General features: G+C 63.1%; 16 protein-coding genes. 9 read left to right on the forward strand and 7 right to left on the reverse strand.

Annotation, left to right across the window (positions count from 1 at the left end; translation table 11 throughout):
- Positions 1 to 77 precede the first annotated feature (77 nt).
- From ACYG9R_RS15595 to ACYG9R_RS15610, 4 genes are all read right to left on the reverse strand, one after another.
- Entirely contained in the window at positions 78 to 3,080 is a 3,003-nt protein-coding gene (locus ACYG9R_RS15595; RefSeq protein WP_023824637.1) for a caspase family protein, read from the reverse strand.
- 33 nt (positions 3,081 to 3,113) lie between these two features.
- Complete coding sequence (locus ACYG9R_RS15600) at positions 3,114 to 3,827, reverse strand: DUF4760 domain-containing protein (RefSeq protein WP_023824636.1); 714 nt, start codon at positions 3,825 to 3,827, stop codon at positions 3,114 to 3,116.
- Complete coding sequence (locus tag ACYG9R_RS15605) at positions 3,824 to 4,216, reverse strand: hypothetical protein (protein ID WP_027049727.1); 393 nt, start codon at positions 4,214 to 4,216, stop codon at positions 3,824 to 3,826. The genes ACYG9R_RS15600 and ACYG9R_RS15605 overlap by 4 nt, the downstream gene beginning before the upstream one ends.
- A gap of 89 nt (positions 4,217 to 4,305) precedes the next feature.
- Complete coding sequence (locus tag ACYG9R_RS15610; protein ID WP_023744078.1) at positions 4,306 to 6,525, reverse strand: caspase family protein; 2,220 nt, start codon at positions 6,523 to 6,525, stop codon at positions 4,306 to 4,308.
- A 295-nt stretch (positions 6,526 to 6,820) separates the two neighbouring features.
- Between ACYG9R_RS15610 and ACYG9R_RS15615 the strand changes: the two genes are divergently transcribed.
- Positions 6,821 to 7,225 (forward strand): Fur family transcriptional regulator, encoded by a 405-nt coding sequence (locus ACYG9R_RS15615; RefSeq protein ID WP_023669789.1) that lies wholly within the window; start codon positions 6,821 to 6,823, stop codon positions 7,223 to 7,225.
- An 8-nt stretch (positions 7,226 to 7,233) separates the two neighbouring features.
- Here ACYG9R_RS15615 and ACYG9R_RS15620 read toward each other — a convergent pair whose 3' ends face one another.
- Positions 7,234 to 7,722 (reverse strand): macro domain-containing protein, encoded by a 489-nt coding sequence (locus ACYG9R_RS15620; protein WP_023824635.1) that lies wholly within the window; start codon positions 7,720 to 7,722, stop codon positions 7,234 to 7,236.
- A gap of 7 nt (positions 7,723 to 7,729) precedes the next feature.
- Positions 7,730 to 10,657, reverse strand: a complete 2,928-nt coding sequence (polA, locus tag ACYG9R_RS15625; protein WP_023820514.1) for a DNA polymerase I — start codon at positions 10,655 to 10,657, stop codon at positions 7,730 to 7,732.
- 445 nt (positions 10,658 to 11,102) lie between these two features.
- Between polA and ACYG9R_RS15630 the strand changes: the two genes are divergently transcribed.
- From ACYG9R_RS15630 to ACYG9R_RS15660, 7 genes are all read left to right on the forward strand, one after another.
- Positions 11,103 to 12,488 (forward strand): M20/M25/M40 family metallo-hydrolase, encoded by a 1,386-nt coding sequence (locus tag ACYG9R_RS15630; RefSeq protein ID WP_023824634.1) that lies wholly within the window; start codon positions 11,103 to 11,105, stop codon positions 12,486 to 12,488.
- A gap of 77 nt (positions 12,489 to 12,565) precedes the next feature.
- Complete coding sequence (locus ACYG9R_RS15635; protein WP_031199652.1) at positions 12,566 to 13,186, forward strand: ribonuclease D; 621 nt, start codon at positions 12,566 to 12,568, stop codon at positions 13,184 to 13,186.
- A gap of 80 nt (positions 13,187 to 13,266) precedes the next feature.
- Complete coding sequence (locus ACYG9R_RS15640; RefSeq protein WP_023683046.1) at positions 13,267 to 13,473, forward strand: hypothetical protein; 207 nt, start codon at positions 13,267 to 13,269, stop codon at positions 13,471 to 13,473.
- A gap of 105 nt (positions 13,474 to 13,578) precedes the next feature.
- Positions 13,579 to 13,833 (forward strand): GlsB/YeaQ/YmgE family stress response membrane protein, encoded by a 255-nt coding sequence (locus tag ACYG9R_RS15645; RefSeq protein ID WP_023704219.1) that lies wholly within the window; start codon positions 13,579 to 13,581, stop codon positions 13,831 to 13,833.
- A 78-nt stretch (positions 13,834 to 13,911) separates the two neighbouring features.
- The gene (locus tag ACYG9R_RS15650; protein WP_023686592.1) at positions 13,912 to 14,058 is read left to right on the forward strand and encodes a hypothetical protein; all 147 of its coding nucleotides are present in this window, start codon (positions 13,912 to 13,914) and stop codon (positions 14,056 to 14,058) included.
- Positions 14,059 to 14,262: 204 nt separating this feature from the next.
- Positions 14,263 to 16,539: a transglycosylase domain-containing protein gene (locus ACYG9R_RS15655; protein ID WP_023824633.1), complete on the forward strand. Its 2,277-nt coding sequence runs from the start codon at positions 14,263 to 14,265 to the stop codon at positions 16,537 to 16,539.
- A gap of 130 nt (positions 16,540 to 16,669) precedes the next feature.
- Positions 16,670 to 17,422: an SDR family NAD(P)-dependent oxidoreductase gene (locus ACYG9R_RS15660; protein WP_023686590.1), complete on the forward strand. Its 753-nt coding sequence runs from the start codon at positions 16,670 to 16,672 to the stop codon at positions 17,420 to 17,422.
- A 15-nt stretch (positions 17,423 to 17,437) separates the two neighbouring features.
- Here ACYG9R_RS15660 and ACYG9R_RS15665 read toward each other — a convergent pair whose 3' ends face one another.
- Positions 17,438 to 18,358, reverse strand: coding sequence for a zinc-binding dehydrogenase (locus ACYG9R_RS15665; protein WP_023686589.1), 921 nt, complete (start codon positions 18,356 to 18,358; stop codon positions 17,438 to 17,440).
- A 111-nt stretch (positions 18,359 to 18,469) separates the two neighbouring features.
- Between ACYG9R_RS15665 and ACYG9R_RS15670 the strand changes: the two genes are divergently transcribed.
- Positions 18,470 to 19,279 carry an AraC family transcriptional regulator gene (locus ACYG9R_RS15670; protein ID WP_023686588.1) on the forward strand — a complete coding sequence of 270 codons (810 nt, stop codon included), beginning with the start codon at positions 18,470 to 18,472 and terminating at the stop codon, positions 19,277 to 19,279.
- The last annotated feature ends 2 nt before the right edge of the window (positions 19,280 to 19,281 follow it).

Below are 19,281 nucleotides of genomic sequence, written 5' to 3' on the forward strand. Positions count from 1 at the left end.
GCAATGAAGAGACTGATCTCCCCCCTTGCGGGGGAGATGGCCGGCAGGCCAGAGGTGGGTGCCTGGGTGCCGACCTCTCACGGCTCAGCCAGCACAATGTTCTCCACGCCGCCGACATAGTAGAACGGCTTCTGCTTGGACGCGGTCAGCCGCAGCACTTCGCGCGAGATATAGTCGGCGAGGCCGAACAGCGTCACGCCGCCGTCGGAGGTCTTGGCCCGGCCGCGCAGGCCTTCGAGGATCGAATAGGTGAAGACGCCATGGCCGAGCTCGGGCAGTTCGGCGGCGGTGTTGTTGGCAGCGGTGGCCGAGAAGACGACGATGCGTGCGTCCTGCGCGTCTTTTTCCAGGCGCGGGTTGAAGGCGTTGGCGGCGTGGCAGGTGTCGAGCAGCATGAAGCGCATGCCCTTGGCCCGCTCAACCGATTTCTGGATGTCGCCCCAGTCGACCAGCGAGGAGCGCTTCCAGCGGTCGGGATCCTGTTTGCGGCCGTCCGTGGGGATGAAATAATAGTCGTCGTCGATGTTGATGCCGTGACCGGCGACGAAAATGATGGTGGTGTCGTTCTCGCCGGGTCTGTCGAGGAAATCGGCGAGCTGGTCGTCGATCGTGTCGGAATCCGGCTCCAGGATGCTGTCGGCGCTGGCGACCTTGAACACGTCCTTGCCGGCATCGGGCGCCTCATCCAGCGCTTCGCGGTTGACCAGAACCAGCGTCTCCATCGCCGAGAACAAGGGCGCGGATTTCTGCGAGATCACCTTGAGGAATTCGGTAGCGTCGTCGACGGGATAGCGCAGATCGCAGGCGTGGCCGGCGCATGCATCGGTGAGGAAGGGATATTTGTCGACGCCGATCACGGCGACGTAGAGCTTGCCCTTGTTGGCGGGCCTTTCGGTTTTCCTGCCAAGTGCTGTGACACTGCGCTCGGTCAGATAGCCGAACTCGTTGGTGCCGGTGATGCGAATGGTATTTTCGCCATTCTCGACCGGCACTTCGACGATGATGCTCTTGCCGCCATCGGCCGAGCGTGCGGTGACATCGCCGACATTGCGGCTGTTCGACAGGATCGAAAATCCGGCGACATCGGCGCCGGCTTCCTGCACGCCCGAAATCTCGACGGCGACATAGCCCTCGCGGACGTTGCTCTGGTCGGCGGCAAGCTTGATGCCGAATTCCGGCGATTTGCGCTCGAGCAGCTTTTCCAGCTCGCGGTCGACGCCGGGGCGCATTTCCTGAACCGCCTGTTCGGCGCTGCGCAGGATGATGGCCCGGCGCACCATTTCCGGGCTCCAGAGATATTTTTTCAGCTGGCCGGCGCTGATGAAACGCCCTTCGTGGTCGCGACCCTGATTGACGTGCCAGCCTATCAACTTGTCGCCGTCGGCGGAGGAATAATAGTAGCCCTGCGGCATCCAGGCGATCCATTCGGAGCCGGCGAAGAACATCGACACTATCAGTTTGTGTGTCTTCAAATTCCACAGCCGCACGGTCTGGTCGGCGCTGCCGGTGACCAACAGCCCTTCCTTCTCGGCGGCAACCATGGCGTTGATCTCGCCGGTGTGGCCGGTGAATTCACCCGATAGCTCGGCGGTCGCGGTTTTGTATTCCAACAGCGTGCCGTCGCTGCCGCCGGTGATCAGGCCAAGCCCATTGCCGATCAGCGTGTAAGCCGAATGGACGAAGCCATTGGTGGCGGCATTCTCGATGCTGTGCATCACCTTTCCGCCGCTCGCGATTTCGAGCACGGCATTCTCCAGGCCGTCCTTGCCGCCGGGGGCAGCACGGAGCGACCACTCACCCTCTGCGAGTGCCGCGCGGGCATAGGCGCCCTGTTCCGCCAACGCCACCGGGTCCTCGAAGAACCGCTTGGCCGTCGGTAGTGCCAGCACCTTGTCCAGCGTGCCCTGCAGCTCGGGACAGGACACGCGTTCAGGGCAGGGGTTGGTGTTGCCCCAAGCGATGGAGCTGCTCGCCGCATCGATCCCGATCGCCGTCACCGGTTCGCCGACCCCTTGCAGCAGCGCCTTGCGCTCGCCGGTCATGGGGTTCCAGACCTGGATGGCGTTGCGGGTGCCGCCGGCTGTCGCCACCAGCGAGCCGTCGGCATTGCCGGCGCCAGCAAAGACCGTGCCGTCATGGCCGTTATAGTCGAGCAGTTGCTCGCCGCTGTCGGTATTCCAGACCACCGAGCGATGCTTGTCGGCGCAGTGGTAGCTGCAGGCCGCGACAAGCCGCGAACCCGTGGCGAAGCTCAGAGCGCCGATCTGGAAATCCTGCTTCGGCATGGCGCGGACGAATTTGCCGGTGCTGGCCTGCCAGAGCTGGACGTCGCCGTCCTTGCTGCCGGTGGCGAACAGGCTGCCATCCAATGACACGGCGAGTGCGGCGACGCCGACATCGCGCAGCGGTTCGGCCTCGGCGGGCAAAGCGATTTCCTCTGACTTGGCGACGTCCCAGAGCCTTATGCCATTGTCGGTGGTCGTCGCTGCCAGCCGGGTTCCCGCAGCGGCGAAGGCGAGCTTTTCCACACGCCAGGAATCGGCATCGAATTTTTCCGCCAGCGTCCAGCCCGACGCGGATTTGTCGTCCGCCCGCCAGAGGTAGACGAAACCATCGCCACCGCCGGCGGCGAGCGTGTTTCCGTCGGGTGAAAAGGCGACATCATAGATGGCATAGTCGGCGGCCTTGAGCACGGTTTTGATCTTGCCGGTGGCGAAATCGAACAGCCTGATATCGCCATAAGGGGGCTTGTCGCCGATGCCGGCGCCGAAATAACCGCCGGCGGCGATCGTCTTGCCATCCGGCGACACGGCAATCGCAAAGACCTTGCCGTCATTGCCATTGCCAAGATAGCCGCGAATGGTGCGGAGCGTCACCCCGCTCTGCCAGTCCCAGATGCGGATGGTCTTGTCGTCAGATGCGGAGACCAGTCCCTCGCCGTCCGGCGTGAAGGCAAGATCGGTGACCCTGGCGCTGTGGCCGCCGGTGTTGAGATCGAGACGGAAATCGAGGTCCTCGGCACCGGCGGTTGACGTTAACGCCAGAAGACCGACCAGGATTAGCCACCGGATAGCACGCAAGGGATGGGAGCTGCCCGGCACCTTGTTGCGCCGCTATTTGGAGTCGGCGGGCGGCGGCGACCCGTGACGCACATAATTCTCGATCGCCTGGGCATAATTGGCGGAACCGGCCTTGCGTTCTTTTTCGATGTAGCCGGCAAAATAGCTCCAGAACGACACCGCATAGTCGCGGAAATAGGCATCGGCGACATCGCGCGAACAGAGCTTGCCCTCAACGCAGATGGAGAGACGATTGAGGAAATAGACGATGCGATCAAAATTATCGTTGAAATCGGAGATCGGCATGGTGCCGCCGCCGGCAGTCATCGCCTCAATGCCAATGCGTTGCCGGAAGACCTGTTCCTCGGTCGGCGACGGCGTGGCGCTGAGCAGATTGTCGTATTTGGCGTTGAGCGACGAGAGGCGCTCCTTGAGCGCGCGCTGCGCCTGCTGAAAATCCTTGCTTTCCCAAAGCTCGACCAGCGACATCGTCTGCTCGACGCGCTTCTGTTCCTGGTTTGCGAGAAACTGGAAGACCGAGAAGGCCAGGGTGAAGATGATCGCCAGGCGCACGGCGAGACCCGACCAGGCGTAGATCAGCATGCGCCAGTCGCGGTCGGTGAAGGGGTTGGCTTCCTTCTTGATCTCGTGACTGCTCGGCCACGGAAAGCCTTCGGTGGTTTCGGGCAAGGTCGCCGGCTTCTTGGCCGGCGGAGGCGCCGATGTGGCCGGCGATTTCTGCGTTGCAGTGCCCCCCGGCTTTTTCATCCGCAGCTGTCCAGTTGGATAATTGCGGTGGGATCGAGCACGATGCCGGGTGTCTCTAGCTTCTTTTTCAGGCAATCGAGCTGCGTGCGCGAAATCATGAACTGCACGTCCGGTTCGGCAGCCGCCTTGCTGGGTGACGGCAAGGGCTCGACCACGCCGCGCGAGGCGCAGCTGGAGAGATCGACGACAACGGCCGTGTTGCCGGTCTTGGCGATCTGGTCGTACTGGTCGAGAAAGCAGGTGGCGAGCTCGGAATTGGTGACGATCTGCTTGGCGCACAGGCCGCAATTCTCGTCCGCCGAGGCGCTGGCAACCAGCAACAGGCTGCCGGCAAGGCCGACCGTCGCTGCACGCCAGGAGAGCACGGGGATAGTCACTGATGTCCTCATCTGTTGCATCCAGCCGCAGCGCATAGAAGTGTCGCGAGCCGGGAATGTTCATATATCACGCCGGCAAGAGCCGGCGAAGCGATGTCCGGTCAGGCGCGGGGCACCGTCTCCATCGGGAAGATCATCACCGCGCCTTTGGGACCGCTCTTGTCGGCAAGCCGCATCACCGAGCGCGTCGCCGGCGCCATGCCGATGTCGGCCAGCATGTCGGAAAAACCAGGCGTTCCCGATGCGGCACGCGTCACGGCGCGCACGCCTTCCTGGGCAAGAAAGCTCAGATCCTCTTTCTCGCTCTGCGGCGGCGCCTCGGTCAGCACGGCAATCATGCGCTCCATGCCGAAGCTGGTGTCGGTGAAGGCGAGCAGCCCTTCCTTCAGGCCCTGATCGGCCTGCTGGTTGATCGGCGCCAGCCGCTCTGCGACGATATGGGTGATCGAATAGTCGCTGCCGATGTAGAGCACGTTGATGTCGACGAACTCGTCGGACCCGTTCTTGGCCGCAATGTGTACCTGATCGCCCGGCGAAACGCGCGGCACCGTCGAGGATTCGATCGGCTCCAGCACATCGCTGTCCTGGCGCTTGATCAGGAACTGGACGCTGACCTCGTCCGGCCGGTAGTCGGACGCCGCGGCGAGCCGCGACAGGCCGGTGGCGCGGAAGATCGTGGTCAGGTTCTTGGCGGTGTTTTCCGCAAGCTTGTCGCGGCCATCCTGATGGATGACGATGCGTGGCGGCTTGCTGCCGTCCTTCAGGCTGATGTCGCCGGACGCCGGCAGGAACCACAGCGCCGGTTCGTCGCTGGCGTTGGCGGCAGCGCCGTCCATGGATTTTTCGCGCAGCACCGCAAGCCGCAGATCGGCGCTCTTGCCGGGCTCGACCAGCGCGATGTGGAAGCCGGACTTCGGCTTCGCCACCAATTCGTCCAGAACCGAATTGACCAGCTCGGTTTCCTTTTCGAGCCCTGCGGTCGGCGCCGGCTTTGCCACCAGCAGCTTGTAGTCGACCGCGAGTTCGGCAACGCGCGCATAGGCGCCGGCGGGCACCGCCGTCGGCGCAAGCGCCGGCTTGCCGTCGAATTCGACCGGTGCGAGCTGGCTGTCGAGGTTTTTTGCCGATTTCACTTCGAGATAGCCGACGGAGTCGGAGAGCTTCGACAGCGCCGAAGGCAAAATGGCGAGCTTGCTGCCGGGGGTCAGACCCTGCAGCAGCCCGGCGCCGATCGCGACATCGCCGTCCTTGACGGCAATCGGCCATTGCATGACGGCGTCGGTCTTGTCGGTGCCGAACACGCGGGCGTCCAGTTCGCCCTCGAACAGGGGCGTCGGCCTTGTGCGGCCGTCGGCCGAATATTGCTGCAGCACGGCCTGGCCGAGCTGGCGATAGGTGACGTTGGGGTTCTCGGCCAATTTCGACAGGATGGTGAAGGTGAACAGGCCGAAGCGCGGCGCGTCGGGCGTGCCCTTGGGCAGCGGCATTTCCGGCGTCGTCTCGACCGTCTGCGCGGCATAGAAGGCGACCAGCTTGCCCCTGGCGATCGGCTCTGCGCCGGTCGGCGTCAGGTTGAAGGCCGGCTTGCGGCCGCCATTCTCGTCGAAACCGCGCGATGCGCTTGCCGAGATGTCGTCATAGGCCTTCACCGCGGCTGCTCTCGCCGCGTCGTCGCCGCCGACGAGGTCGGCGAACTCGACCTTGCGCTCCAGTTCGTCATCGACTTCCGCGGCGCGCGTCGCGGTGCCGGAATGGCAGCAGTCGAACACCACCCAGACAAAGGCGCCCTTGTCGCGGATGGCGTCGAGTGCGGCGCCGACCTCGTTGTCGACCAGCGCGTTCGGCACGCCCTCTTCGCGGTTGATCCATTTGTCGATATCGGACGGCAGGAAAATCTCGTCGAGGCCGTCGGTCTCGTCACCGGCCTTGGCTTGCGGCTGCTGGGCGCCGTGGCCCGACAGATGCAGATAGACGAAATCGTCGCGTTGCACCTTGCCGGCGAGGTCGGCAAGGGCGGCCTTGATCGCCGCATGCGTCGGCGGGCCGTTGGCGCCTTCGACGTCCTTGGCGAGCAGGATCACATTCTCGGCCGAGAACTTCACCGGATCGGGCGTGTTCTTCAGGAGATAGTCGCGCACCAGGCCGGCATCGTTCTTCGGCCCGATCAGCCAGTTCTTCTGCGGCAGGTTCGGATAGTCGGTGCAGGCAACCAGCAGCGCGTGATAGGTGCGCGAGGCGGCGAGAGCGCGGAACGAAACCGTACCGGCAGCCACAAGCGCCGACGTGCCGACGAGCAGCGTCCGTCGTGTCAGTTTGATCATAATTGCTTCCCCAAGCCCGATCGAATTTGCAAGTGCGGCACCTTTCGTCGCGAATTTTGTCAGGATTTTGAATGTGGTCGGTGCCGTCAATCGGCGGTGGTGGTCATGGTGTCGATGGCGATAACGGAAACAGTGGCAAAAAGCCTGCTTCGTCGCTATCTCAAGGGAATTGAGACCGTCGCATGGCAGAAATGATTTGCGAGCGGCGCTGGATCAAACAGATAGAACATCATGTCGTCCGAGAACCGCTTCACACTTTTCGGCATCATGCTCTAAACGATCGGAAAACGGGATCATGGCGGCAAGGGATGTGCTGACGAAGAATCAGCTGAGCGTGCTCGAGAAGCTCGAGGCCGCCAGCGGACCGCTCAGCGCCTATACGCTTCTCGACCAGCTGCGCGAGCGCGGGTTCCGCGCGCCGCTGCAGGTCTATAGGGCGCTCGACAGCCTGGTGAAGTCAGGCTTCGTGCACCGGCTGGAAAGCCTCAACTCCTTCGTCGCCTGCGCCGAACCGCACGACCATACGCATTCGATGACAGCCTTCGCTATCTGCGACACATGCGGGCAGGTGATGGAGATGTCCGACCATGACGTCGACCATCGGCTGGACGAATGGGTGCGCTCGACCGGGTTTGCTGCGAAGAAGGCGGTGATCGAGTTTCGAGGGACGTGTGCCAAGTGCCTGGCTGAGGCGGCTTAGCTTGCTTCCTACTTGAGCCGAGGCGGTGCGCTATTCTCGAATTCGTTCAAGAATCTCTCATAGACGACGTACCGCGTAGGCCCAGATGTTAGCTGCTCCATAAGCAGGGGTTTCACCTCGTCGAGCCAAGATAATTTGCCAAGGCCAGACCCGATTTTTGGCAAGGCGATGGATTCTACCCGGTTTTTGTCGGCCCATTTCACAAGCCCGCGAACTGCTTTCCGTAAATAGGGAAGCGTAGCGCGATACATATCTGGCTGGGTTGCCAGATAAATGAAGCCCGGCTGATTGCCGTCTGGCTCCAATGTCCAGATATGACCCCCAATAAACCTGCCGGTCCGAGCATATTTCTTGAACGCAGCCTGCACATTCGGCCACTTTTTCGAAATCTTCAGCGCAAGTCCGGTGCCAAGGCCCTCTTGATTGCCCTCTGCCACGCCTTGAGCGATATAGCTTTCCTGGGCGGCCAGCAGGTCTCCGGTGACAAAGACAATCATCGCACCTTCAATGCGCCTCGTCCCAGTTGTTCGCTGCGCGGGCATCGACATGCAGCGGCACCGACATCGAGATGGCCGGCATCGGCGCGTTCTCCATCACCCTGCGCACCACGGGGATCGTCGCCTCGACTTCCGCTTCAACCGTCTCGAAGATCAATTCGTCATGCACCTGCAAGAGCATGCGGGCGGACAGGCCGGCCTTTTCCAGCGCCTCGTCCATATGCACCATGGCGCGGCGGATAATGTCGGCAGCGGTGCCTTGCAGCCTGGCGTTGATCGAGGCGCGCTCGTTGAAGGCACGGATCGACGGGTTTGACGACCGGATCTCAGGATAGTGGATGCGGCGGCCGAAGATGGTTTCGACGAAGCCATGCTCGCGGGCATAGGCTTTTGTTGCCTCGATATAGTCGCGGATGCCGGGGAAACGCTCGAAGTATTTCTTGATGTAGGCGCCGGCCTCCTCGCGCGGGATCGACAGCTGGTTGGCCAGCCCAAAGGCCGAGATGCCGTAGATGATGCCGAAATTGATTGCCTTGGCGCGGCGGCGCACTTCGGAAGGCATGCCTTCGACCGGCACGTTGAACATTTCCGAGGCGGTGATGGCGTGGATGTCGGCGCCATCGGCGAAGGCCTGCTTCAACTGCGGGATCTCGGCGACGTGGGCAAGCACGCGCAGTTCGATCTGGCTGTAGTCGGCCGAGACCAGTTTCTGGCCCTTGTCGGCGATGAAGGCCGTCCTGATCTTGCGTCCCTCCGCGGTGCGCACCGGGATGTTCTGCAGATTGGGATCGGAGGAGGACAGCCGGCCCGTCGTCGTTGCGGCCAGCGCATACGATGTGTGCACGCGCCTGGTGTCGGGATGGATGAAGCCGGGCAGCGCGTCGGTGTAGGTCGATTTCAGCTTGGTCAGCTGACGCCAGTCGACGATCTTGCGCGGCAGTTCGTGGCCTTCGGCGGCGAGGTCTTCCAGAAGCTGCGCGGAAGTCGACCATTGCCCGGTCTTGGTCTTGGAGCCGCCGGGCAGGCCCATGCGGCCGAACAGGATGTCGCCGAGTTGCTTTGGCGACCCGATGTTGATGCGCTCGCCGACAAGGCCGTAGATTTCCTCTTCCAGCCGTGCGGCACCTTGTGCCAGCTCGCCGGAGAGCCGCGACAGGATCTGGCGGTCGACCGAGATGCCACGCTGTTCCATCCGGGCCAACACCGGCACCAGCGGCCGCTCCAGCCGCTCATAGACCGAGACGAGGCCCTTGGCGGCAAGCCGCGGCTTCAGCACCTGCCACAGCCGCAGCGTCACGTCGGCATGGCCGGCGGCGTAGGTGGTCGCCCGGTCGATGTCGACCTGGTCGAAGCCGACCGAGCTTCTGCCGGAGCCCGCGAGATCCTTGAGCGGCGTCGTGGCATGGCCGAGCCATTTGTCGGCAAGCGAGGACAAAGTGTGGTGGCCGGTGCCGGCGTCGAGCACATAGGAAATCAACATCGTGTCGTCGAAGGGTGCGATATCGATGCCGTGGCGGCTCATGACGACGATGTCGTATTTGGCGTCCTGGGCGATCTTGAGCACCGATTTGTCTTCCAGCAGCGGCTTCAGCAGCGCCAGCGCCTCGCGGACCGGAATCTGGTTCTCCAGCGTGCCGCCGCCGAGCAGGTCGCCGGCGCCGCTCTTGTGGGCGAGCGGCACATAGGCGGCGCGGCCGGGGCCGATCGCCAGGGAGAAACCGATGAGGTCGGCCAGCATCGGATCGGAAGACGTGGTTTCGGTGTCGAAGGCGACGATCCCGGTCTCCTTGGCTTGGGCCAGCCAGGTCTTGAGCGTCGCCGTGTCGCGGATGGCGACATAGGCGGCGGGATCGATTTTGGCCGCAGCGGCCGTTTCCAGGCGAAGTGCGGCAAGCAGCGAAGGGGCGTCGCCGGCCCTGGCGGTTTCGGTTTTGGCTTCATCCTGTGTTGCCGCAGGCGCCGCTATGCCGGAACCGACATCGGGGCCGTGCGCGGTGTCGGCGCGCTCGACGGTGACGGCGACAGCCTGCACATCGCCGGCTTCGGTGCTGGTCGCTTCAGCAACGCGCCGGGTCAGCGAGGTGAATTCCATGGTTTTGAGAAAGCCGATCAGCTTCGGCCCATCCGGCGCATGCAGCACGAAATCGTCGAGCCCGTCGGTCACCGGCACGTCGTTCTTCAGCGTCACCAGCTGGCGCGATATGCGCGCCTTGTCGGCATTGGCGATGATGGATTCGCGCCTCTTGTCCTGCTTGATCTCGCTGGCCCGGGCGAGCAGCCCGTCAAGGTCGCCGAACTGTTCCAGAAGCTGCGCCGCCGTTTTCGGCCCGATGCCGGGTACGCCCGGCACATTGTCGACGGAGTCGCCGGTCAGCGCCTGCAGGTCTATCATCTTTTCCGGCGGCACGCCCCATTTCTCGATGACTTCGGGGATGCCGATCTGGCGGTCCTTCATCGGGTCGTACATGCCGACCGTGGGTCCGACCAGCTGCATCAGATCCTTGTCGGAAGAGATGATAGTGGTGTCGCCGCCGGCCTCGCACGCCAGCCTGGCATAAGTGGCGATGAGGTCGTCGGCCTCGTAGCCTTCGATCTCGATGCAAGGCAGGTTGAAGGCCACGGTTGCCTGGCGGATCAGACCGAATTGCGGGATCAGGTCTTCGGGCGGTGCGTTGCGGTTGGCCTTGTATTCCGGGTAAAGATCATTGCGGAAGGTTTTCGACGAATAATCGAAAATGACCGCTAAATGCGTCGGCACGATGCCTACATCGGTGTTGCGGGCGTCCTGCATCAGCTTCCACAACATGTTGCAGAAGCCGGAGACCGCGCCGACCGGCAGCCCATCGGATTTGCGGGTCAGCGGCGGCAGCGCATGATAGGCGCGAAAGATGTAGCCGGAGCCGTCGATAAGGAAGAGATGGTCGCCTTTTTTCATGCCGGCAGGGATAGCGCGGCAGGACGGCGCGGTCCATGGCAAAGGCGGGCTTCCAACAGGTGTTGCGGCGACATGCTGACAGAGCCTGCCTGCCGATAGGTCCTGCTGCTGTTTGCCTCGGCGCTCACGGCTATGTTACAAAAGTGTAATTTTTGTGCCCTTGAAACGCCACGATCCGAGACACAAATAAAGGTCATCGGCAGTTTTCGCCGAGTCCGGAGCAAGGCCCGTCCCCCGCCTATCCCGGACAATTGCGGCAGCCTATCCCCCCTCTCCGGGCTGCCGCATCGTTTCGAGTAAAAGACCGCCGTGGTTCCCCTCCACCACGGCGGTTCTTTTTTGCCTTCTGACAAGTGTTTACGGTCCGTGGTCCAACGATCGCGGGCTTTTCGTTTTGATGCGCTGCCTTTACGGTTCGGCCACCGAAAAGAAAGGCCCGCAAGACATGTCCACAATCACCCCCGTCCTCGACCGTCTCGACAAAAATCTCGACCAGAGCCTGGAGCGCCTGTTCGGCCTGCTCCGCATCAAGTCGATCTCGACCGATTCCGACTATGCTGCCGACTGCCGCAAGGCCGCCGAATGGCTGGTGGCGGACCTCAAGCTGATCGGCTTCGACGCTTCGATGCGCGACACGCCGGGACACCCGATGGTGGTTGCGCAGCATGAAGGCCCCGCCGGTTCGCCGCATGTGCTGTTTTACGGCCATTACGACGTGCAGCCGGTCGATCCGATCGAGCTTTGGGAGAACGACCCGTTTGCGCCGGCGGTCAATGAGATCGAGCCCGGTCACAAGGTAATCACCGGCCGTGGCTCGGCCGACGACAAGGGGCAGCTGATGACCTTCGTCGAGGCCTGCCGCGCCTGGAAGCAGGTGCATGGCAATCTGCCCTGCCACATCACCATCCTGTTCGAGGGCGAGGAGGAGTCCGGTTCGCCGTCGCTCAAGCCGTTCCTCGAGGCCAATGCCGAGGAACTCAAGGCCGATTTCGCTCTGGTCTGCGACACCGGCATGTGGGACCGCGAAACGCCGTCGATCTGCGTTTCGCTGCGCGGAATGGTCGGCGAGGAGGTCACGGTCAAGGCTGCCGATCGCGACCTGCATTCGGGCCTCTATGGCGGCGCCGCCGCCAACCCGATCCGCATCCTGGCGAAAATCCTCGCCGACATCCATGACGAGAACGGCCACATCACCATTCCCGGCTTCTATGACGGGGTCGAGGAAACGCCGTCGCAGATCCTGAAATCATGGGAAACTCTGGGCGAGACCGCCGAAACCTTCCTCGGACCGATCGGCCTCTCGATCCCGTCGGGCGAAAAAGGCCGCTCGGTGATGGAACTGACCTGGGCGCGGCCGACGGCCGAGTTCAACGGCATCATCGGCGGCTATACCGGCAAGGGGTTCAAGACGGTGATCGCGGCGGAAGCGTCGTCCAAAATCTCCTTCCGCCTCGTCCACAAGCAGGACCCCGAGAAGATCCGCGCCGCTTTCCGGAAATTCGTCAAGGCGCGCATTCCCGGGGACTGTTCGGTCGAATTCCACCCGCATGGCGGCGGGCCGGCAATTCAGCTTTCCTACGACTCGCCATTCCTGGCCAAGGCCAAGACTGCGCTGTCGGATGAATGGCCGAAGCCAGCGGTGACGACGGGCAGCGGCGGCTCGATACCGGTGGTCGGCGACTTCCAGACCTATCTCGGCATGGAATCGCTGCTGGTCGGGTTCGGCCTCGACGACGACCGCATCCACTCGCCCAACGAGAAATACGAGCTGACCTCCTTCCACAAGGGCCAGCGCTCCTGGGCGCGCATTCTCGATGCGCTGACGCGCTGAGGAGGCTGGGAAGTTTTCTTGTTGATTTTTCAGCGGATCGCGGCGAGGACGGGTTACGCTGCGATCCGGAGAAAACCATGGCCGACATCCGCTTCCACAAGAACGATCTGCCCGACCTCGCCCACTACAATGTCGACGCGGTGGCCATCGACACCGAGACGCTGGGCTTGAACCCGCACCGCGACCGGCTGTGCGTGGTGCAGATTTCGCCCGGCGATGGCTCGGCCGACGTGATCCAGATCGCGCCCGGCCAGAAGAAAGCGCCGAACCTCGTCAGCCTGCTCCGCAACCGCGGCATATCGAAACTGTTCCACTACGGCCGTTTCGACCTCGCCGTGCTCTACAACGCCTTCGGCGTCATGCCGGAGCCGGTGTTCTGCACCAAGATCGCCTCGCGGCTGACCCGCACCTATACCGACCGGCACGGCTTGAAGGACATCTGCTTCGAACTGCTTGGCGTCGGCCTGTCGAAGGCGCAGCAATCGTCGGACTGGGCGGCCGAGACCCTGTCGCCCGAACAGCTCGAATATGCCGCTTCCGACGTTCTCTATCTGCACCGTCTGCGCGAGGTGCTGGCTGGACGCCTGGCGCGGGACGGGCGCACCAAGGAAGCCGACGCCTGCTTCCGCTTCCTGCCGACGCGTGCCAAGCTCGATTTGATGGGTTGGGACGAAGAGGATATTTTTGCCCACAGCTGATGGCCTTCGGATAACGCTTCCGGCAGCCTTGCAACCAGACACGCGTCGTGGCGTTCTGTCGACTCAATGAGGGGGATGACGTGGCAGACCGCAAACCGATAGCGACCGCCCCGACGGATGGATCCAAGGTCACTGTTCTGTGGAAGGACGGCGCCGGCGTCGTCAGCGAATCCGTCGGGCAATATCGCGACGGCGCCTGGTGGGTCTACACCGACAGCGATACCCAGAAAAAGGTCGACCCGACCAGCTGGCGGCCAGTCTCCAGCGACGATGACGACGATCAATGAGCGCCGCTGGCGGGTGCAACTGCTTTCGCATAGCCTGAAGTCGTTGATATCGAGGCCGATTCGGGGCCTTCCGCTCCGTAGCCTCTCTTCCTGGAGGAACGCGTCATGGGCATCGAAAGCCTTCTCATCTTCATCATAATCGGCGCCATTGCCGGCTGGCTCGCCGGCCTCATCGTCTCGGGCTTCGGCTTCGGCCTCATCGGCAACATCATCGTCGGCATTATCGGCGCCCTGATCGCCGGCTGGCTATTTCCAAGGCTCGGCTTCGCTATCGGCGGCGGCATTCTGGCTGCCATCATCAACGCCACGATCGGCGCCGTCATCCTGCTGGTGCTGGTCAAGGTTCTGAAGCGAGCTTGACGCTCTAAGTTTTCATTCAACGCAATTCCTCAGGAGAAAGCCTGTGCTTTCCTGGAATTGCTGCCAAAGGAGCGCGCCGTGAAACAGAACACTCTCTATCTCCTTGTCGGCGCGCTCGTTGTCGTGGTCATCGCGCTCGGTGCATATGTCTATCACGAACAGACCAAGCCCAAGGGCGTCGAACTGAAGATCGACGACAAGGGCATTTCGATCCAGCAGAATTGAAATATTCGGGGTAGCCAGGGCCTCTGCCTTTTGCGGCAGACAGGCCGCGAGGATGCGGCTTTCGGACCCAGTTGGCGGCAGCGGATTTTAGAAATTCTTAAGGAATTTCAGAAGGGTGCATAAACCCTGCTTTAACGCGCCCTTAAACCGCCGCATCTACCCTCCAACCCGAGCGCCATTGACACCGGGAAGACAGCGCAACGCATGGCGAACCGCAGAGACAGTCGCATCGAACCCAGCTTCGAGGGATCGCCAAAGGCGAAATCCGCGGCCGGTTTCTCGGTGAACGAGGAGGATCGCGTCGTGCCGGGCAATCGCAAATCCTCCACGGCGCGCAAAACCTCCAGAGCAAAATCATCCTCGCGCGGCCGGCGCGGCAAAGCCCGGCGCGGGCTGTTCGGCGTCATGGCCCGGATGTTCTACTGGTGCTTCGTGCTCTGCATCTGGGGCGGCATCGCGGTGGCCGGCATCGTCGTCTATTACGGCGCCAAGATGCCGGCGGCGACCACCTGGTCGATCCCCGACCGTGCCCCCAACATCAAGATCGTCTCGGTCGACGGGCAACTGCTTGCCAACCGCGGCATGAGCGGCGGCGAGGCGGTCGGCCTGCACGAAATGTCGCCTTACATTCCCGAAGCCGTCATCGCCATCGAGGACCGCCGCTTCTATTCGCATTTCGGCATCGACCCGATCGGCCTGTCGCGCGCCATGGTGACCAACGTTCTGGGCCGCCGTTTCTCGCAGGGCGGCTCGACGCTGACCCAGCAGCTGGCCAAGAACCTGTTCCTGAAGCCCGACCGCACGCTGGAGCGCAAGGTGCAGGAGGTACTGCTGGCGCTGTGGCTGGAGCACAAGCATACCAAGGACCAGATCCTCGAAATGTACCTCAACCGGGTCTATTTCGGCTCGGGCGCCTATGGCGTCGAGGCGGCCTCGCGCCGCTATTTCGGCAAGAGCGCGCGCGATGTCACACTTTCGGAGGCGGCCCTTCTCGCCGGCCTCTTGAAGGCGCCGTCGCGGCTGTCGCCGGCGCGGGATCCGAAGGCGGCGGAGGAGCGCTCGCAGCTGGTGCTGGCCGCCATGCGCGACGAAGGCAAGATCAGCGCCAAGGAACTGGCCTCGGCGATGAGCGCGCCGGCAACGCGCGCGCCGTCCTATTGGACCGGTTCGGAAAACTACGTCGCCGACACCATCATGGAAGAGCTGCCCGACCTGATCGGCGACGTGCGCAGCGACATCGTCGTCGACACCACCGTCGACCTCAACCTGCAGAAGCTCGCTGAACAGTCGATCCGCCGGCTGATCGATGAGAGCGGCAAGAAGCTCAATGTCAGCCAGGGCGCGCTGGTGTCGATCGACAATTCCGGCGCCGTGCGCGCCATGGTCGGCGGCTACGACTATTCGACCAGCCAGTTCGACCGTGCTTCCGAAGCACGCCGTCAACCGGGCTCGGCGTTCAAGCCGTTCGTCTATATGGCCGCGCTGGAAGCCGGCCGCACGCCCGACAGCGTGCGCAACGACGCACCGATCAGGATCGGCAAGTGGACGCCCGACAATTATGGCGGCAAATATTTCGGCAAGGTGACGCTGGCGACCGCGCTGGCGAAATCGCTGAATTCTGTCGCGGCCCAGCTGACCATGGAGGTCGGCCCCGACGCGGTGGTCGAGGCGGCGCACCGCATGGGCATCCAGTCCGATCTGATCGCCAACACCTCGATCGCGCTCGGCACTTCGGAAGTGACGCCACTGGAGCTGACATCGGCCTATGTGCCGTTCGCCAATGGCGGCTACAAGCCCGACATCCATTTCATCCGCCGCATCACCACGACCGAAGGGAAGGTGCTCTATGACGACAATGGCGGCAGCGCGCCGCGCGTCGTCAAGCAGAACATTGTCGGCATGATGAACTCGATGATGACTGGCACGGTCGAGATCGGCACGGCGAAGAAGGCGGCCTTCGCCTGGCCGTCTGCCGGCAAGACCGGAACCAGCCAGAATTCGCGCGACGCCTGGTTCGTCGGTTACACCGCAAACCTCACCACCGGCGTATGGTTCGGCAATGATGACGGCACGCCGATGAAGAAGGTCACCGGTGGCGCGTTGCCGGCACAGGCCTGGCACGAATTCATGGTGGCGGCGCATGAAGGCGTGCCGGTCAGGCCGCTGCCCGGGACCTGGAAATCGACGCCTCCAGATACCATCGTGCCCGACGATATTCCGTCAGTCGATAACAATCAGGCAGCGCCGTTGCCTGCCGTGGCCGTCAGCCGTTCTGAGCCTGCTGCCGCGCCGGCACCTGCTGCTGTACCCGCACAAGCACCGGTCCGCCGTCCGGCCGAAACCGTCGATGCCGACGGTTTCGACATGCCGGGCGACGGCGGCACCACGGCCTCGATCAAGCATCCGGTACCGCCGGGCAGCGTCGGCGGCCCGACCAAGAAGCGGAAAACCTCAATCCTGGATATTCTCGGCGGCGGCTGAGCGGCTCGTCATTCTAGCTTCGAATCAAATGCGAGCTGGCAATCCGTTCCTCATATGAGAGCTGCGGTGACAATTCGGCCTCTCGCCACCTTCGCGGCATTCGGCTACATCTCCGGCCGGAGTGACAGACATGGCTGAGACCGACATCAGAAAAACCATCGTGCTGACCGGAGCCAGCCGCGGCATCGGCCATGCCACGGTCAAGCGCTTTTCGCGTGAGGGCTGGCGGGTCATCACCTGTTCGCGCCAGGCTTTTGCCGAGGATTGCCCGTGGCCGGCCGGCCCGGAGGACCACATCAAGGTCGATCTCGCCGACCAGGAGGATGTCGGCATCGCCGTCTCGGAGATCCGTCACCGGCTGGAAGCGCATGGCGGGCAATTACACGCGCTGGTCAACAATGCCGGCATTTCGCCGAAGCTCAAGGACGGCAACAGCCGCATGGATTCGATCGACACGCCGATGCATGTCTGGCGCGATGTGTTCCAGGTAAATTTCTTCGCGCCGATCATGCTCGCGCGTGGTCTCTTCAAGGAGCTTGCGGCAGCAAAAGGTTCGATCGTCAACGTCACCTCGATCGCCGGCACGCGCGTGCATCCTTTCGCCGGCACCGCCTATGCGACCTCGAAGGCGGCACTCGGCTCGCTGACGCGCGAGATGGCGCATGATTTCGGCCCGCACGGCATCCGCGTCAATGCGATTGCGCCGGGCGAGATCGACACCGCGATCCTGTCGCCTGGCACCGACAAGATCGTCGAGACGATCCCACTCAGGCGCCTTGGCGCCACCTCGGAAGTCGCCGACATCATCTTCTTCCTGTGCTCGCAGCAGGCGTCCTATGTGACGGGCTCGGAAATCCACATCAATGGCGGCCAGCACGTCTGAGCGCTGACAGACTGCTCATTCGGCGATGGTGAGAACAGCCTTGCCGCTGAAGCTGCGCTGTCGCAGGGCGTCCAGAGCCTGGGCGATGTCTGTCCACGGCACGGTCATGGACACGCGGGTTTCCAGCCGGCCAGCCGCGACCAGAGCGAGCAGCGAGGCGATGTCCGCGCCAATGGCTGGACCGGATGTGTAGTAGGCGAAAGTCTGAAGCCTCGCTCCCTCATGGCCTGGAACGAATTGTCTGAAACCAACCGGCGTGAGTTCGCCGCTGCTCGAACCGAACATGACGATGGTGCCGCCGGGGGCGACGCGTTCGATGGCATGGGCGAGGCTTTGGCCGCCGACCGACTCGGTGATCAGAGAGAATGGCCCTTCGGCCAGTTCGATCGACTCGACGACTTCGTGAGCACCAAGACCGCGGAGATCCTCGGCGTGCCGGGCGGCGGCGATTGCAGTCACCGCGGCGCCTTGCTCGCGGGCGATCTGGATCTGGAAACCGCCGACCGCGCCGCTGGCGCCGGTGATCAACACCTGCTGTCCCGCGAGGTCGCCGCCATGGCGCAAGACCCTGAGCGCCGTCGTGCCCGCGACCGGAAGCGTGGCGGCGGACCCGAAGCTGACCTCGTCCGGGATGACTGCGAGACGGTCGGTCGGAACGGCGACCCGTTCGGCCCAGCCGGCCTCGTCCACCAAAGCCACAACCCGGGCGCCGACGGCAGGCCCGGAGCCATCGGCTGCCGCCCGCTTGATTACTCCAACCACGTCCTGGCCAGGTATCCAGCCTTTTGGGCGTATGGTGAGCAGGCGCAGTTCGCCGCGGTTCAACGAGGTTGCGTGGACGCAGACAAGCGCTTCGTTGGCGAGGGGTTGAGGTTCGTTGGCCTCGGCAAACGTCAGTCCGGTGGGGCTGTCGGGAGAGATGACGAGGGCGCGCATGGGAAGCCTTCCTGCCGGTTTGTGAAATGCCAGCCACGAACCAGAGCCTATCGACTTCCCGGATCAAAGAATTTAGCTATCATGGCGAATAGTCGCTAAAAGCCGTCAATCATGAGACAGCCTCTCCGCTACCCCTGGGCCAATTTCGACGTCGATGATGTGATCGCTCCTGCAATTGCGGTTCGCGTCGATGTCACCGAAACCAAAGCGGAAGTGGCGACCCATTGGCATCGGAAGGGCCAGCTCGTCTTCGCGCTCGGCGGTGGCGTCACCTGCCGCGTGCCCAGCGGTCTGTGGATGGTGCCGCCGCATTGCGGGGTGTGGATTCCCGGTGGCATGGGACACAGCAATATCGCCACCGCCAATGCGCGGATTTTCTTCGTCTATATCGAGCCGGGAGCCGCCGATCTGCCGGACCGCTGCTGCACGCTGTCGATCTCGCCATTGTTGCGCGAACTGATCATCGAGCTGGCCGATCGCGTGGAGGAGGATGAGGCGAGGGACGTGCTGCTGACCACGATCCTGCTCTCCGAACTGCCGCGCATGCCGGTTCAGCTATTGCATCTGCCGATCTCCGCCGAGCCGCGCTTGCGGCGGATCGCCGAGGCGCTGGCGCAAGACCCGGCCGACCGCAGCACGCTTGCCGAGTGGGCCAATCGCGTCGCGCTGAGTGAAAGCAGTCTTGCCCGTCTGGTGGTGAAGGAAACCGGCCTGAGCTTCGGCCGCTGGCGCCAGCAATTGCATCTGATCGTCGCCATAAGGGAGCTGGCCTCCGGTGCGAGTGTCCAGCAGGTTTCGGGCGATCTCGGCTACGCCTCCGTCACCGCCTTCATCACCATGTTCAAGAAGGCGCTTGGCAAGCCGCCGGCAAAGTATCTCGCCAGCGTCGCGCACAATGGCGGCTCCGCCTTCGTTGGATGATC

Source organism: Mesorhizobium sp. RSR565B, from assembly GCF_054719465.1.